Annotated in this window: 10 protein-coding genes; 3 read left to right on the forward strand and 7 right to left on the reverse strand. The window is 67.7% G+C overall.

Annotated features, from left to right (window positions below):
- Positions 1-61: 61 nt before the first annotated feature.
- From ACS5PN_RS30215 to ACS5PN_RS30245, 7 genes are read right to left on the reverse strand one after another with little or no spacing between them, the layout of a single operon-like run.
- Positions 62-2269 carry a beta-glucosidase gene (locus tag ACS5PN_RS30215; protein WP_439467732.1) on the reverse strand — a complete coding sequence of 736 codons (2208 nt, stop codon included), beginning with the start codon at positions 2267-2269 and terminating at the stop codon, positions 62-64.
- A gap of 23 nt (positions 2270-2292) precedes the next feature.
- Positions 2293-3129 carry a 5-dehydro-4-deoxy-D-glucuronate isomerase gene (gene kduI, locus ACS5PN_RS30220; RefSeq protein WP_439467733.1) on the reverse strand — a complete coding sequence of 279 codons (837 nt, stop codon included), beginning with the start codon at positions 3127-3129 and terminating at the stop codon, positions 2293-2295.
- Positions 3130-3140: 11 nt separating this feature from the next.
- Positions 3141-4958, reverse strand: a complete 1818-nt coding sequence (locus ACS5PN_RS30225; protein ID WP_439467861.1) for a hypothetical protein — start codon at positions 4956-4958, stop codon at positions 3141-3143.
- A gap of 11 nt (positions 4959-4969) precedes the next feature.
- Complete coding sequence (locus ACS5PN_RS30230) at positions 4970-7099, reverse strand: glycoside hydrolase family 88 protein (RefSeq protein WP_439467734.1); 2130 nt, start codon at positions 7097-7099, stop codon at positions 4970-4972.
- A gap of 24 nt (positions 7100-7123) precedes the next feature.
- A complete protein-coding gene (locus ACS5PN_RS30235; protein WP_439467735.1) occupies positions 7124-8530 on the reverse strand; it encodes a mannitol dehydrogenase family protein in 1407 nt (468 codons plus the stop codon).
- Complete coding sequence (gene uxaC, locus ACS5PN_RS30240; protein ID WP_439467736.1) at positions 8527-9924, reverse strand: glucuronate isomerase; 1398 nt, start codon at positions 9922-9924, stop codon at positions 8527-8529. Before uxaC ends, ACS5PN_RS30235 begins: the two co-directional genes overlap by 4 nt.
- Positions 9925-9937: 13 nt before the next feature.
- On the reverse strand, positions 9938-10696 hold the full coding sequence (locus ACS5PN_RS30245) for a FadR/GntR family transcriptional regulator (protein WP_439467737.1): 759 nt from the start codon (positions 10694-10696) through the stop codon (positions 9938-9940).
- A 98-nt stretch (positions 10697-10794) separates the two neighbouring features.
- Here ACS5PN_RS30245 and manD point away from each other — a divergent pair, with 98 nt between their 5' ends.
- The 3 genes from manD (at position 10795) to ACS5PN_RS30260 (ending at position 15860) form a co-directional block, all read left to right on the forward strand.
- Positions 10795-12003: a D-mannonate dehydratase ManD gene (gene manD / locus ACS5PN_RS30250; RefSeq protein WP_439467738.1), complete on the forward strand. Its 1209-nt coding sequence runs from the start codon at positions 10795-10797 to the stop codon at positions 12001-12003.
- Between the two features lie 91 nt (positions 12004-12094).
- A complete protein-coding gene (locus tag ACS5PN_RS30255) occupies positions 12095-14518 on the forward strand; it encodes a TonB-dependent receptor (protein ID WP_439467739.1) in 2424 nt (807 codons plus the stop codon).
- Between the two features lie 4 nt (positions 14519-14522).
- A complete protein-coding gene (locus ACS5PN_RS30260; RefSeq protein ID WP_439467740.1) occupies positions 14523-15860 on the forward strand; it encodes an MFS transporter in 1338 nt (445 codons plus the stop codon).
- Positions 15861-15876 lie beyond the last annotated feature (16 nt).

Consider the following 15876-nt stretch of genomic DNA (forward strand, 5'->3'; position numbering starts at 1 on the left):
CCCACCGGACGGTGAGGCACCAGAGTCGGAGTCGCTCCAGGGGAGCGATGAATGGGGTTGCCTAGCGCCGCATCTGCGCTGACGTGAAGCGGCGAACCGCCAGCGTCACCCGCGTTGTCGCGCGGATGTCGTCGGAGGCGGCGCCGAGTTGCACTTCATAGCTGCCGGGTGTGATGACCCACTGGTTGCTGGCCTCGTCGAAGGTGGACAGCAGGCGCGGGTCGATCTGGATGCTGCTCGTGCCCTTCTCGCCCGGCTTCAGGTTCTGCTTGTCGAAGCCGACGAGGCGCCGCGGGGCTTCCCAGTGGGCCTCGGGCGGCGCGCTGACATAGACCTGGCCCACCGAGGCGCCTTCGCGGGCACCGGTATTGCGGGTCGAGAACTTGACCGTCACCCGCCCCTTGCCCTGCTGCGCCTGCAGCTCGGCCAGCTCGAAGCGGGTGTAGGACAGGCCATGGCCGAAGGCATAGAGCGGCTTGTGGCCGCGCAGGTCAAACCACTTGTAGCCCACCGCCGCGCCTTCGGTGTAGCGCACCGTGAAGGGCGGCCCGTCGGTCTTGCCGAGGATCTGCGGGCGCACCAGTTGGTCGGCGCTGGCGGGGAAGGTGATGGGCAGGCGACCCGACGGATTCACCGCGCCGGTGAGGAGGCGCGCAATGGCCTCGCCGCCGGCTGCGCCGGGATAGAAGGCAGCGAGGATGGCCTTCACGTCCTGGTGCCAGGGCATCAGCACGGCGCCACCGCTCTCGACGACGACGATGGTGTTCGGGTTGGCCTTGGCGGCCGCACTGACGACGTCGTTCTGCTTGCCCAGCAGGCTCAACGAGGCGTCCATCGATTCGGCCGTCCACTGGTGGACGAAGACGATGGCCACGTCGGCGGCGGCCGCGGCCTTGCTGGCAGCGTCCACATCCGTCCCCGCATCGAAGGTGAACTGCGTGCCGGGCAACTCGCGCTGCAAGGCCTTCATCGGCGACGAGGGCTGCCACACCTGGGTCAGCCAGCCGCCCGGGCCGAGGCCGGGCACGGCATTGCCGCCGACGGGCGTGACGGAGGCCGAGCCACCACCGGCCAGCACCCCCTTGTCGGCATAGGAGCCGATGAGGGCCACGCGCTTCGGGCTTGCCAGCGGCAGCACGCCGCCCTCGTTCTTCAGCAGCACCAGGGACTGCTCAGCGGCCGACTGCGACACCTTGGCGTTGGCGGCAAAGTCGATGGGGCCGACCTGGACCGGGTGGTCCATCACGCCCTTGTCGAACAGGGCCCACAGCACGCGGCGGGCCATGTCGTCCAGGCGGGCCTGGGGCACGGAGCCGTCCTCCAGCGCATCCTTCAGCGGCTTGGCGAAATAGGCGACCTTGTCGAAGGGGAAGCCCGACTGCTGGTCCAGGCCCGAGGTGGCGGCGAACACGGTCGAATGCACACCGCCCCAGTCGGACATCACATAGCCCTGGTAGCCCCAGTCGCCCTTGAGAATGCTGTTCAGCAGCCAGGGATGCTGGCAGGCATAGACGTCGTTGATGAGGTTGTAGGAGCACATCACCGAGCCCGGGCTGGACTTCTCGATGGTCAGCTCGAAGGCCAGCGCGTCGCTCATGCGCAGCGCGGCCTTCGAGATCTGGGCGCTGACGATGCGCCGACCCGTCTCCTGGGAATTGATCAGGAAGTGCTTGACGGTCGAGACGATGTGGTTGGACTGGATGCCGCGGATCTGCCCGGCGCCCATCTCGGCGGCCAGCAGCGGGTCCTCGCCCGTGTATTCGAAGTTGCGGCCGTTGGCCGGCTCGCGCGCCAGGTTGATGCCGCCGGCCAGCATGACGTTGAAGCCCGACAGGCGCGCCTCCTGGCCGATCATGCGGCCGCCCGCCTCCATGACACGCGGGTCCCAGCTCGCGGTCGTGGCCAGCGACGAGGGCAAGGAAGTGCGCTGCAGACCCTCGGCATTGCGCACGCCGATGGAGGCGTCGGTTTCATACTGCGCCGGGACGCCCAGGCGGGGAATGCCGGGCACATAGCCGGCCGAGCCGGGAATGGCGGCGGCCATGCCGGCCTCGGCGTCAGCACTCAGGATCGAAGTGGCATCGATCTGTCCCAGTTGGGCACGCGGCGAGTAGCCGAACACCAGCAGCAGCTTTTCCTGCTGCGTCATCTCCTTCAGCAGCAGCTCGGTGCGCTGCGTGGAGGTCTTGGCCTTGTCCATCCAGGGCTGGGCGGCCGAGGCCGAGCCGGTTGCGACGGCCAGCAGCGTGGCTACGAGAGGAGTGCGCATGGTTTTCATCGAGAGGGAGAGCATTAGCAAAGGGTGGTCATGGCCACGTGGTCCATGTCCTTGAAGACCTGGTTCTCGCCCACCATGCCCCAGATGAAGGTGTAGGCCTGGGTGCCGACACCGCTGTGGATGGACCAGCTGGGGCTGATGACGGCCTGCTCGTTGCGCACGACCAGATGGCGCGTCTCGGCGGGCTCACCGAGCATGTGGAAGACCACCGCGTCGGCCTTCATGTCGAAGTAGAAATAGACCTCCATGCGCCGGTCGTGGGTGTGGCAGGGCATGGTGTTCCAAAGCGAGCCGGGCTCGAGCCGCGTCAGGCCCATGACCAGCTGGCAGGTCGGCAGCACATCGGGCACCAGGTATTTGTAGATGGTGCGGCGGTTGCTGGTCTCGGCGCTGCCGAGGGTCTCGGGGCTGGCCTGGGCCTGGGTGATCTTGCGCGTCGGATAGGCAGTGTGAGCCGGCGCGCAGTTGAAGTAGAGCTTGGCCGGATGGGCCACGTCCAAGGACTCGAAGGCCAGGGCCTGGGCGCCCTGCCCCACATAGAGGGCCTCGCTCATGCCGACTTCAAACACCTGCCCGTCGACCGTCACGCGGGCCGGGCCGCCGATGTTGATCAGGCCCAGCTCGCGGCGCTGCAGGAAGAAGTCGGTGCCGGTGTAGCGGCCGAGTTCCGATGAGAACGTCACGGGCTTCGTCACCGGATGGATGCCGCCGACGATGATGCGGTCGATCTGGCTGTAGGTCAGCGTGGCCTGGTCGGGCGCGAACAAGGTCTCGACGAGGAACTGGCGGCGCAGACCGGTCGTGTCCAGCGTGCGGGCATGATCGCTGTGGATGGGTTGGCGGATTTCCATGGTGTCGGGGGCTAGCGGTAGCGCAAGGTCCACGTGATCACGAGGGGGTCACGCAGCTCGAAGTCCTTCGTCTCGCAAGCGATGTGCGTGGGCATGGGGCCGTCGGGCGAGCGGTCCGCCGCATCACCAGCACGGGCCATGCAGTTGGCGATGCCCTGGACCTCGAAGGAGGTCACACGACCCTGGCCGAAGCGCACGGTGCCGGCGTCCATGCGTGGCTGCTGCGAGAAGGAGGCGAAGTCCAGGCTGAGCCGACTCACCTTCAGCGGCTGCACAGCCGTGTAGCGGTCGATGCGCTGCACCTGGCCCGGCTCGAAGCGGTACTCGGTCTCGACCTGCAGGCGCCCATCCTTGACCGGAGCCGGCTGGCCGACGCGGTCCAGCTCGGTCTGGCGGTAGCGGACGGCGTGGCGGGGGCCATCGGCGCTGTGCGAGACGTCCTTGATGAAGGCCGTGGCCAGCAGCTCACTGCCGTCGTCGAGCACGAACTTCGGAATCAACTGGGCCTGGGCCGCCGTGCTGTCGGCCACGCCGGCGACGAGCTGGTGCGCGAAGGGCAGCGGGTAGTAGGGACTGTTGGCATGTTGTCCAACGCCGCCATTGATCAGCGGCAGGCTGAACACGATGTCGCGATCGCGCACCAGGGCCAGGGCGCGGTCGTATTCGCCCTTGGCAAACCAGACGAACTTGAACGGCGGCAGATGGCCGTCGGCCCAGGCCTGCAGATCCTCGCGCGGCTTCTTGTCGCGATAGCCTGCGGCGTTCCAACGCTCGCTGGCCGAGATGATCTGGTGCAGCAGTGAAAAATTCTCGCCCAGGATGCGGTGCTTGGCGCGGTAGGCGTCGGTGCGCCGGCCCTGGTTCCATAGGTCGACGGAATGCATGCGGCCGTCGAACCAGAAGTCGACGTATTTGCGCACGATGCGGTGGGAGTAGGCGTAGGCGATGTCCTTCTCCTCGCCCTTCAGCACGCCCAGCTCAGCCGCCACCGACAGGATCTCCAGCACGGCCGTGTCGCCATAGGGACCGAGGCTGCGTCCATAGCTGAAGCCGTCGCCGCGCGTGTTGGTCATCATCAGCGCGACATCGACGGCCTTGCGCAACGTGGCGCGCAGCTCGTCCGTCACAGGAACGTCCGTCTCCAGGAAGCGCTCGCAGATCTCGGCGATGAGCAGGATGCTGTAACGGTCGAAGCGCCCCTCGCCCTCGGTCTCGTCGGAGAAGCCGTACTCGCCCGAGTAGCGGCGGTAGTGCTCCAGCATCTTGGCGAGCAGCTTCTGGCCGGCGGCATCGGACTCCCAACCCAGCAGGGTTCTCAGCCGCGCGACGCCAAAGGCCACGCCGTAGTAGTTGGTGGGCAGCCGGATCAGCGTGAAGTCGTCGGCGCGCACGAATTTGCGCCAGTCGAGTTGCTGACGCAGATGGACCAGCAGCTCGGGGCCCAGCGTGGGCTCCAGCAGCTGCAGCCGGCGCAGCTTGTCCAGCGCCAGCATGTAGTAATAGATGCCCCAGGTGTCGTTGGGCATGGCGCGGGTCAGCTCGGCCACGCGGCGAAAGCTGCGCAGATGCGCGGCGCGCTGCTCGGGCGGGCTGGCCTCGATCAGGTCGGCGATGCCCAGCGCGACCTTGCCGGGCAGGAATTTGTCGCCCGACTTCAGCACCGCCACGCCGTCCAGCGTGAAGGCCTCGCCCTCGGCATCCAGGCGCTGGACGAGGTAGGCCAGTTGCGGTGTCAGCTCGTCTCGCACCACGGCACTCAGGCTGTCTGCGGCAGACGCCGATGCAGCGACGAGCAGGGCAACGACGGCCAGCCAGGGCCTGAAGAGCATGCGCGCCACGATCAGTTCGACACGGTCACCGTCAGCGGATGCGCCAGGCGCTCGGCGCTGTGGGCGACATGGGCGTCCCAGGCCGCGGCGTTGGCGAAATCGCCGCTCTTGCTCCAGCCGCCGCCCAGGTAGTAGACGAAAGCCTGGCCGGGCTTGGCCGGTGCGAGGGCCAGGTAGTGGCCGGCGTTCTCGGTGAAGCCGCTGGCGCCGGGCAGGATGACGGCGCAGGCATTGCTGCCGTTCTTGCCCGTGACCGGCTCCCAGTAGCTCATCCAGCCGCCGGCCTTGTCGTGGTAGCTGCCCTGGCCCTCGCGCTGGACGATGCCGACGCCAATGGTCAGGGGGCGGTCATTGCTGAAGCGGCTTTCGACGCGGCTGAAGTTGCTGCCGGCGTCCAGCGTGACGCGACGCGTCTCGGCCACCTTGCGGCCTGCGGCGTCCCAGGCGTCGAAGCGCAGTTCGAACTCGGTGCGCAGGGGGCCGTCAGCCAGCACCTTCCAGCTCGAGAAGTTCTTAGACACATAGAGCTGCTTGCCGTCGAAGACGCCCAGGCCGCCGCAGCCGCGCGTGCGGCCCACGCCGTAGTTGTCGAGGCCTTCGCCGTTGTCGACGTGATAGTCGCCGCGCCGGTACCAGGCATCCTGCACCAGGCGGTGGGCCGACTTGACCCACAGGTCGACGCCCGAGGACACCAGCATCTCCTTGGGGTCGGTCATGATGGCCGGACCGTAGACACGGTGGGCGATGCGGTCGTTCTCCCAGGCGAAGTCGTCCAGGCGCTCGGGCACGAAGCGGGCGTGGGCGCGCGACGTGACGGGCGGCAAGGCGGGCAGGCGGCTGCGCGGGAAGAGCAGGAAGCGCCGTGTCTCGCCGGGTGCGAAGTCAGCCTGGATGAGCAGGCCTTTGTCGGTCGCCTGCGTCGGCAAGATGCGTGAGGTCAATGCGTCCATCACGGCCACGTCGGCCGTCGCACCGGGCAGCATCAGCGACTCCTCGGCGCGGTGCAGGGCGCCGTCGTTGCGCACCGTCGCCACGCGCGGCGCGCCGCCCTCCTCCAGCCCCATGCGATAGACCTCGCTGCCCGCCATCAGGAAGGCGCCGACGGCGAAGATGTTGGTGGACGACGGGTCGAAGTGGCGCGGGTCGGCGCCGATGGGCTGCACATGGACCAGCTTGCCGTCGGCCTCGACATTGGCCGACAGCGCCGCCCAGGCGCGCTGCACGGCCGGGCCGTAGCGGTCTTTCGGCAGCAGGCCCTGGTTGACGCCCCAGGCCAGCGCATAGGTGTACAGGCCCGTGCCGCTGCTTTCCCGGCTCTGATAGCTGACCGGGTCGAGCAGGCTGGCCCGCCACAAACCGTCGGCCTGCTGCAGCGCCAGCAGGCGCTCTGACATCTCGCGGTACTGCTCGACGAAGCGGGCGCGCGCCGGATGGTTGTCCGGGATGTACTGCAGCATGCGCACCAGACCGCCCATCACCCAGCCATTGCCGCGGCCCCAGAACACCTTCTTGCCGTTGGCCTCGCGCTTGTCGAAGTAGCGGCTGTCGCGGTAGTAGAGGTGCTCCGCCTTGTCGTAGAGGTAGTCGGAGGTCTTCCACCAGCGCGCGATGGCGAACTCCAGGTAGCGGGCGTCGCCCGTCAGATGGGCCAGGCGCGCCCAGGCCGGCGGCGCCATGAAGAGGGCATCGCACCAGGTCCAGCGCGTGAACACGCCGGGGGCGTTGAAGTCCAGGGTGTCGTCTTTCGGGTCTTCGATGATGGCGTCGAACTGCGCTCGCATCGCCGCGATCATCCTGGGCTCGCGCTGCAGCTGGTAGAGCTCGGCATAGGTCTGGCCGACGACCTGGTCATCGGCGTGCCAGGTCTGGGGGCCGAGCTTCCAGCGGTTCTTGCTGCCCACGCGCAGCATGGCGTCGCGGTAGTCGGGCTTGCCGGACACGCCCACCAGGGCCATGAAGCCGGCGTCGCCGACGCCTTCCGTCCAGTCATCGTTGGGGTAGGACGACGGATGCAGGATCTGCCAGTCAGCCACCTTCTCCATCAGGCCCAGCACGTCGCGCGGTGCAGGCGTCTGCGCATGGGCCGGTGCGGCCGCGAGGGACAGGGCGGCCAGCAGCGCGGCCAGGGGCGACAGATTCATGCGAAGGGTCCTCGGATCGGGCTGTCAGGCGTGGCAGCTTCGGTGGGCAAGAAGGGCTTGCAGGCCATCGAAGGCCCGCATCACCACGGTTTTGTCGGCATCGCCGGGATGCCAGGCGGAGGCCATCGGGCCGTTCACGCCGAACAGCGCGATGAACATCTCGCTGCGTCCCGCGGCGCGGCAGGCGCGGGCCAGTTCGTCGGCCCGCGGGTCGTCGACGGGGCCATTGGCACCCAGCAGATGGTGGAGCCAGCCCGCGATGGCGGCGCAGATTGCCGGGCTGGCCTGGCCGGCGCCCTGCCGCAAGGCCAGGGTCTGCAGCCAGCGCTGGGGCAGCTTCTGGCTGCCGTCGATGGCGATCTGGCTGAGCCGGTGCCGCAGCGACGGGTTGGCAAAGCGGTCCAGCAACGCGCGCCGGTAGGTCCGGGCCGCCTGCACAGCGGCGGAGGCCAGGGTGGTGGCGGCTTCGGCCAGCAGGCCTTCGACCACGCGCCGGATCTCCGCGTTGGCCACGGCCTCGTGAACATAGCTGTGGCCGTGGGCCAGGCCCAGATAGGCCAGGGCCGAGTGGGCCGCGTTGAGCAGGCGCAGCTTGGCGTCCTCATGCGCGGCGATGTCCGGCACCAGCAGGGCACCCACCCGCTCCCAGCGGGGGCGCGGCCCGGCAAAGCGGTCCTCGATGGCCCATTGGCAGAAGGGCTCGGTGAGGACCGCGCCCTCGTCGCTCAAGCCCAGGCGCGAGGCGACGGCGAAGCGGTCGTCATCGGTCGGGGCCGGCACGACGCGGTCGACCATCGTGGACGGGCAGGCGCAGTCGGCCTGGAACCAGGGCAGCAGCAAGGGGTCGTGGCGCTCGAGGTATTCCGCCATCAGGCGCGCGAGCTGCCGCCCGTTGTGCGCGAGGTTGTCGCAGGACAGCAGCGTCAGGCCGGCCAAGCCGGCATCGCAGCGCGCGCGCAGGCCCGCGGCCAACACGGCAAAGGCGCTGTTGGAGGACGCCTGCTCAGAGTCGAGCGAGCCGTCCGGCTTGCGGCAATAGCCGCGCTCGGTGATGGTCAGGCTGACCACATGGGTACCCGGGGCCGCGAGGCGCGCGGTGACCGCGTCCCTCTGCAGCGGCGCCACCAGCACCTCGCGCAGCGAGCCCAGCAGGCGGCAGTGCTCGGCATCGGCGCTTCTTTCGGTGACGGTGTAGAGCCCGTCCTGCGGATTCAGCTGCGCAGCCACCTTGCCCGAGCGCATGGACACGCCGGCAATCGCCCAATGGCGGTCGCCCGCATCCATGCAGCGATCGGTGTACCAGGCCTGGTGGGCGCGATGGAAGGCACCGATGCCGAGGTGGACGATGCCGACCTGCTGCTCGTCCCGCGCGTATCCCGGTCGCGCAACCCGAGTCGGCAACTGCTGCCAGGTGGCGTTCGAGAGCCTCATAGCCGATACGCCCGCTTGGCCAGGCCATAGGCCAGGTCTTGCGCCAGTTCGGCGGCTTCCCAGTCTTCCAATCGATGCTCGACAACCAGCTCGGCCAGGAAGCCGCAGTCGATGCGACGCGCCATGTCGTGGCGGGCCGGGATGGACAGGAAGGCGCGCGTGTCGTCGTTGAAGCCCACCGTGTTGTAGAAGCCCGCCGTCTCGGTGCACAGGCGCCGGTAGCGGCGCATGCCTTCGGGGCTGTCGTGGAACCACCAGGCCGGGCCCAGCTTCAGGCAGGGGTAGTGGCCGGCCAGCGGTGCCAGTTCACGCGAATAGGTCGACTCGTCCAGCGTGAACAGGATCAGCGTCAGGCGCGGATCGTTGCCGAAGCGGTCCAGCAGGGGCTTGAGGGCATGGACGAACTCGACGCGCATCGGAATGTCGGCTCCCTTGTCGCGGCCGAACTGCGCGAACAGCGACGGGTTGTGGTTGCGGAAGCTGCCCGGATGCAGTTGCATGACCAGGCCGTCGTCGAGGCTCATGGCCGCCATCTCGGTCAGCATCTGGGCGCGGAACAGCTCGGCGTCGGCCTGGCTGGCGGCGCCCGCCGAAACGCGGCGGAACAGGGCCTCGGATTCAGCGAGCGGCAGATCGGCCGTCAGCGCGCTGGGGTGGCCGTGGTCGCTGCTGGTCGCGCCCATGGACTTGAAGAAGGCGCGGCGCTGGCGATGGGCGTCCAGATAGCCGCGCCAGCTGAAACAGTCTTCGCCGGTGAGGTCGGAGAACGTGCGCAGGTTGGCGACGAAGCCTTCGAACTCGGGGTCGACGACGGGGTCGGGGCGGTAGGCGGTGATGACCCGGCCCGACCACCCGCTTTGCCGGATGGCCTGGTGATGCGCGAGGGAATCCAGCGGGCTCTCGGTGGTGGCGATGACCTCGATGTCGAAGCGGTCGAAGAGGGCCCGCGGACGGAAGCTTTCGTGGCGCAGCTGCTCACCGATGCTGTCGAAATAGAAGTCGGCGGTGCCGCCGTCCAGGCGCACGTCCAAGCTGAAGACGGTGGCGAAGACATGGTCGAGCCAGATGCGCGAAGGCGTGCCGCGGAAGAGCTGATAGCGCTCGGCGAAGACGCGCCAGACCTCGCGCGCATCAGCGGGCGCACCGATGCCCAGCTGCTGCAGCGGCACGCCCTGGGAATAGAGCATGCGGAACAGGTAGTGGTCCGGCACCAGCAGCAGGTCGGCCGCGTTGCCGAAGCTTTCGTTGCCGGCGAACCAAGCGGGATCGGTATGCCCATGCGGACTGACGATGGGCAGCTTGTGCACGCTGGCGTACAGCGCGCGCGCCACGGCGCGGGCCGCCGGGGCGATGGGGAGCAGCCGGTCGGGATGCAGGAGAAGCGCTTGCTGCATGCGGGGGTGCGGCTCAGGCGGTGGCACGGGCGTAGCGGTCGCGCTTGGCCTGGATGCTGGCCCGGGCCGCCTCGATCTGCCTCTCCTCGGTGGCGAAGAGCAGGCTCTCCAGCACCTGGGACAGGTGGGCGCGCATGGCGCTGCGAGCGGCAGCCGGGTCACGCGTGCGCAGGGCCGCCAGGATGGCCGTGTGCTCGTCCACCACCGGCTTGATGTTGGCGGTGCGGGCCTTCTCGTGCAGCAGGGCGGCCTCCGGCGAATTGGCGCGCAGGTCCCAGAGCTGCTCGATGGTGTTGTAGACGGCGCTGTTGCGGGTGGCGCGCGCGATGGCCAGGTGGAAGGCCCGGTCGGCCTGCTCGCTGCCGTTCGGCGCCAGGTTCTCGGCGGCGATCTGGTCGACCAGTGAAGTGATCTCTTCCAGGTCGGCTTCGGTCACCTGCGTGGCGGCCAGCGCCGCGGCCTCGCCTTCGAACAGCAGGCGGGCTTCGGTCAGCTCGATGGCCGAGACGTCGAATTGGGCCGTCGCTTGATTACCACCTGGTCTGACCACATAGGTCCCAGAACCGACCCGCGTTTCTAACCAGCCCTGGGCTTCGAGGGCAATGATGGCCTCGCGAACGGTGGGCCGGCTGACCTCCATCTGCAGTGCCAGCTCTCGCTCTGCGGGCAATCGGCTGCCCACGGCATATCGCCCCGAGGCGATCTCCGCCATCAGCTTGCGGGCCAGGTCCTGGTAGAGGCGATTCGACGAATTTTCTACCTTGCTGCTCATCAGGTCAGTCCTATTGGTATTTCCAATTATGTTGACAGGTCATACCAGTTCCGTCAACATCTCCTTACCGCACCACCGATTGAACCAGAAACCGCCTCATGAAAATCCTGTCCGCCAAGGTCATCGTCTGCAGCCCGGGACGGAACTTCGTGACGTTGAAGCTGGTGACGGACCAGGGCGTCTACGGCATCGGCGACGCCACGCTGAACGGCCGCGAGCTCGCGGTGGTCGCCTACCTGGAAAACCACGTCATTCCCTGCCTGGTCGGCATGGACCCGCGGCGCATCGAGGACATCTGGCAATACCTCTACCGCGGCGCCTACTGGCGGCGGGGCCCCGTGACGATGCGGGCCATCGCCGCCGTCGACATGGCGCTGTGGGACATCAAGGCCAAGCTGGCCGGCATGCCCCTTTACCAATTGCTGGGCGGGCGCAGCCGCGACGGCGTGATGGTCTACGGCCACGCCAATGGCCGGGACATCGCCGAGACCGTCGACGCCGTCGGGCAGTACATCGAGCTGGGCTACCAGGCCATCCGCGCCCAGACCGGCGTGCCGGGCATCAAGGACGCGTATGGTGTCGGCCGCGGCAGCCTGTCCTATGAGCCCGCCGATGCCGCCCTGCCCACCGTGACGGGATGGGACACGGCCAAGGCCCTGCGCCATGTGCCCCAGCTGTTCGACAAGCTGCGCGCCACCTACGGCTTCGAGCATCAGCTGCTGCACGACTGCCATCACCGCTACACGCCGCGCGAGGCCGCCACGTTGGGCCGGGCGCTGGAGCCCTTCCAGCTGTTCTGGATCGAGGACTGCACGCCGGCCGAGAACCAGGAAGCCTTCCGGCTGATCCGTCACCACACGACGACGCCGCTGGCCGTGGGCGAGGTCTTCAACACCATCTGGGACGTCAAGGACCTGATCCAGAACCAGTGGATCGACTTCGTCCGCTGCAGCGTGCTCGGCGCCGGCGGCATCACCCATCTGCGGCGCATCGCCGACCTGGCGGCTCTCTACCAGGTCCGCACCGGCAGCCATGGCGCGACGGACCTGTCGCCCGTGACCATGGGCTGCGCCCTGCACTTCGACACCTGGGTGCCGAACTTCGGCATCCAGGAGTACATGCGGCACAGCGACGCGACGGACGAGGTCTTCCCGCATGACTACCGCTTCGAGCGCGGCCTGCTGTATTGCGGCGAAGCCCCGGGCCACGGCGTCGACATCGACGAGGCCCTGGCCGCCAAGCATCCCTACCAGCCGGCTTGCCTGCCGGTGACGCGGCTGGAGGACGGCACCTTGTGGAACTGGTGACGTCCACGGTTGCCCCGGCGCGGTGACCAGCCGCGCGCATTTCCGAGATCACAACAGAACTCACCCAGAGTGAGACAACACGGAGACAAAAATGAAAGACACAAGATTCCAGAACCACTCGCTGAGCCCGCTGGCGGCGGCCATCGCTCTGGCCATTGCCGCTCCGGCTTGCCTGGCGCAGGCCCAGCAAAAGCCCGCGGCCGATGGCGCCAAGGCCGAGGCCGACACGACCCGGCTCGAGGCCGTCGTCGTGACGTCCAACAAGCGCAAGGAAAACCTGATGGAGGTGCCGGCCGCCATCACCGTGCTGGACAGCGCGACGCTGGAGCGCAGCAATGCCAAGACCCTCGAAGACGTGTCGGCCCTGTCGCCGGCGCTCACCATCTCCTACGGCACCCAGCCCGGCAACTTCAGCATCAACATGCGCGGCATCGGCACCTACTCCCTCGGCGTGGGCGTCGAGGCCGACGTGTCGGTCATCCTGGACGACGTGCCGATCGCGCTGCAGGCCGGGGCCTTCAAGGACCTCGCCGACGTCAGCCGCATCGAGGTGCTGAAGGGTCCGCAGAGCACACTGTTCGGCAAGAGCTCGATTGCGGGGGTGATCAACATCGCCACCAAGCCCATCCAGGACAAGTTCGTCACCAAGGCCAACGCGCTGATCACCAACGATGGCGAGCACCGCATCGGCGGTTCGATCTCGGGTGCGCTGACCGACACGTTCCGCATGCGCATTGCCGCCAGCAGCACGGACTACGACGGCACGGTCAAGAACCTCACCGACGGCGGCCACCTCAACGGCACCAAGGGTAAGACCGTGCTGGGCAAGCTGGAGTGGACGCCGACGGAGTCGGTGACGGTGGCCCTGTCGCCGCACTACAACCGCCAGACGCTGAACTGCTGCGTCCAGCCCTACAGCTCCATGACGCCCGGCGGCCAGTACGGCTTCTCCGGCCTCATCCCCTCGCAGCCGGCCCTGCCCGCCAGCCAGCTGTTCAATGGCATCACGGTCGGTCCCGACAACGTGTCGGTCCGCAACGACTATCCCGCCGGCGGCGAGGCCCATGACTACGGCAGCGGCTTCAAGGTCGACTACCAGCCCGAGGCGGGATCCTGGCTCGCGGGCCACATCCTCAGCTCCATCACGTCGTACAGCAAGTACCACATGAAGGACTACCAGGACGGCGACGGCACCGATGCCGACGTGCTGCGCTATGCGTCGCCCGCCGTCCCCTTCACCGGCGGCCTGTATCAATACGGCACCTTCGACGTCAAGTCGGTCACCCAGGAGTTCCGCATCACCTCGCCGGACAAGCAGCGGCTGCGCTACGTGGCTGGCTTCTGGTACGGCAAGAACAACCTGGGGCGCGTGCTGACCAAGCTGCCCGTGTCGCCCTTCTCGGCCGACTACGCGGCCTCGGCCTACAACACCACCTACGCCGTCTTTGCGCAAGGCCGGTTCGACATCGTCGACAGCACCAGCGTCATCGCCGGCCTGCGCCTGAACCGCGAGGACACGGGCTACACCTTCACCAAGTACGCCAACCCACCGCTGCCCAAGACCGTGGTGGGCTACTGGTCGGAGGACAACAAGGAGAACAGCACCACGGGCCGGCTGGGCCTCGAGCATCGTTTCAACCGGGACGTGATGGCCTACGGCACCTATTCGACCGGCCACAAGGGCGTCGCCTATGACCTGACGAGCAGCTTCACGGCCGTCACAGCCTTGAACCAGCCCATCCCGTCGGAGCGCGCCAAGAACTTCGAGCTGGGCCTGAAGGCCATGCTGCTGGACAACCGCGCGGCGATCAGCATCGCCGTGTTCAAGACCAACTTCTTCGGCTTCCAGCAGTCGGCCAGCGTGCGCGATGACGACGGCGTCTTCCGCACCCAGCTGCACAGCATCGGTGAGCTGCAGACCAAGGGCGTCGAGGTGGACGGCAGCTTCCGCGTCAGCCGGGGTTTCCAGCTGAACGGCAGCTTTGCCTACATGAAGGCCATCGTGGCGGAATTCCCCAACGGCCCCTGCTACAACGTGCTGAACGCCACCGGCACGGGTCAGGTGTCCGCGCCGGTCTGCGGCCCCAACCCGATCTATGGCACCGGCGTGTTCCAGGACCTTGCAGGCAAGACCCTGCCCAATGCGCCCAAGCTCAAGGCCAACCTGGGCGGCATCTACGACATCGCCCTGCCCGCCCAAAGCTTCGACCTGTTCGCCACCGGCAACTACCGCTGGCAGAGCGCGACGCAGTTCAGCCTGTCGCAGGACCCGGGCACCATCCAGAGCGCCTACGGCATTCTTGACGCCGGCTTCGGCATCAAGGACAAACAGGAGGCCTACAAGTTCTCCTTCTTCGTCAGGAACCTGCTGGACAAGCGCTATGCCGCCGGCCTGAGCAACTCGCCGCGCAACGGGACCTGGAGCACGCCGACGCTCAATGTGTCGACGACGTCCTGGACGCCGCCGCGCGACTGGACCCGCTACTTCGGCGCGCGCCTGGACCTGACCTTCTGAAGCCATGAGCAGCCCACGCATCGGCAACTATCGCTGGGTCATCTGCGGCCTGCTGTTCTTCGCCACCACCGTCAACTACCTGGACCGCCAGGTCCTGAGCCTGCTGGCGCCCGCCTTGTCGAAGGAGTTCGCCTGGTCGAACTCGGACTACGCCAACATCACGGCCGTCTTCCAGTTCACCTATGCGATCGCGATGCTGTTCGTGGGCCGCTTCATCGATGCCATCGGCACCAAACGGGCCTTCGGCACCGCCGTCGGGGTCTGGTCCTTCGGCGCGCTGATGCATGCCTACGCCGTGCCCATCGGCACGGCGCTGCAGGCCCTGGGCATCGGCATCCCGGTGGCCATCGCGGGCTTCATGCTGTCCCGCGCGGTGCTGGCGATCGGCGAGTCGGGCAACTTCCCGGCCGCCATCAAGGCCACGGCGGAGTACTTCCCGAAGACCGAGCGTTCGTTTGCGACCGGCATCTTCAATTCCGGCGCCAACGTCGGCGCCATCCTGGCGCCGCTGACGGTGCCGTGGATTGCCGTCACCTGGGGCTGGCAGACGGCCTTCATCGCCGTCGCCGCCATCGGCCTGGTGTGGATGCTGCTGTGGCAGGTCTATTACGACACGCCGGACCGCCAGCGGCGGCTGGGCGCGCCGGAGCGGGCGTATATCGCCAGCGATTCGGAGCCGGCAGCGGTGGCCGAGGAAGAGGTGCCGCTGCCGTGGTTCCACCTCCTTGGATATCGCCAGACCTGGGCCTTCGCCTTCGGCAAGTTCATGACCGACGGCGTCTGGTGGTTCTATCTGTTCTGGCTGCCCAAATACCTGGCCGCGCAATACGGCATGAGCACGACGGACATCGCGCTGCCTCTCGCCGTGCTGTACAGCATGACCATGATCGGCAGCATCGGCGGCGGCTGGTTCCCGGCCTTCTTCATGAAGCGCGGCCACACGCCCTATGACGGCCGCATGCGGGCCATGCTGGTCATCGCCTTCTTCCCGCTGGTCGTGCTGCTGGCCCAGCCTCTCGGCGGTCTGGGCTACTGGGCCCCGGTGCTGCTGATCGGCATCGGCGCCTCGGCCCACCAGGCGTGGTCGGCGAATCTGTTCACCACGGTGTCCGACATGTTCCCCAAGGCCAGCGTCGCCTCGGTCGTCGGCATCGGCGGCATGGCCGGAGGCCTCGGCGGCGTGACCGTGTCCAAGCTCGGCGGCTGGATCTTCGACGCCTACGGTGCCCAGGGCCGGCTGGCGACGGGCTACATGATCATGTTCTCCTTGTGCGCCCTGGCCTATCTGGTGGCTTGGGTGGTCATGAAGACCCTCGTGCCGCGGTACAAGAAGATCGCTTAGCTCTTTCGGCTGGGAA

The organism is Roseateles sp. NT4 (genome assembly GCF_051857475.1).
Taxonomy (GTDB): domain Bacteria; phylum Pseudomonadota; class Gammaproteobacteria; order Burkholderiales; family Burkholderiaceae_C; genus Pelomonas.

Coding starts and splice junctions, on each gene's coding strand:
- uxaC (WP_439467736.1), bottom strand. CDS start 9,924: ATGCAGCAAGCGCTTCTCCTGCATCCCGACCGGCTGCTCCCCATCGCC.
- ACS5PN_RS30260 (WP_439467740.1), top strand. CDS start 14,523: ATGAGCAGCCCACGCATCGGCAACTATCGCTGGGTCATCTGCGGCCTG.
- ACS5PN_RS30245 (WP_439467737.1), bottom strand. CDS start 10,696: ATGAGCAGCAAGGTAGAAAATTCGTCGAATCGCCTCTACCAGGACCTG.
- ACS5PN_RS30215 (WP_439467732.1), bottom strand. CDS start 2,269: ATGCGCACTCCTCTCGTAGCCACGCTGCTGGCCGTCGCAACCGGCTCG.
- ACS5PN_RS30225 (WP_439467861.1), bottom strand. CDS start 4,958: ATGCTCTTCAGGCCCTGGCTGGCCGTCGTTGCCCTGCTCGTCGCTGCA.
- ACS5PN_RS30235 (WP_439467735.1), bottom strand. CDS start 8,530: ATGAGGCTCTCGAACGCCACCTGGCAGCAGTTGCCGACTCGGGTTGCG.
- kduI (WP_439467733.1), bottom strand. CDS start 3,129: ATGGAAATCCGCCAACCCATCCACAGCGATCATGCCCGCACGCTGGAC.
- ACS5PN_RS30230 (WP_439467734.1), bottom strand. CDS start 7,099: ATGAATCTGTCGCCCCTGGCCGCGCTGCTGGCCGCCCTGTCCCTCGCG.
- manD (WP_439467738.1), top strand. CDS start 10,795: ATGAAAATCCTGTCCGCCAAGGTCATCGTCTGCAGCCCGGGACGGAAC.
- ACS5PN_RS30255 (WP_439467739.1), top strand. CDS start 12,095: ATGAAAGACACAAGATTCCAGAACCACTCGCTGAGCCCGCTGGCGGCG.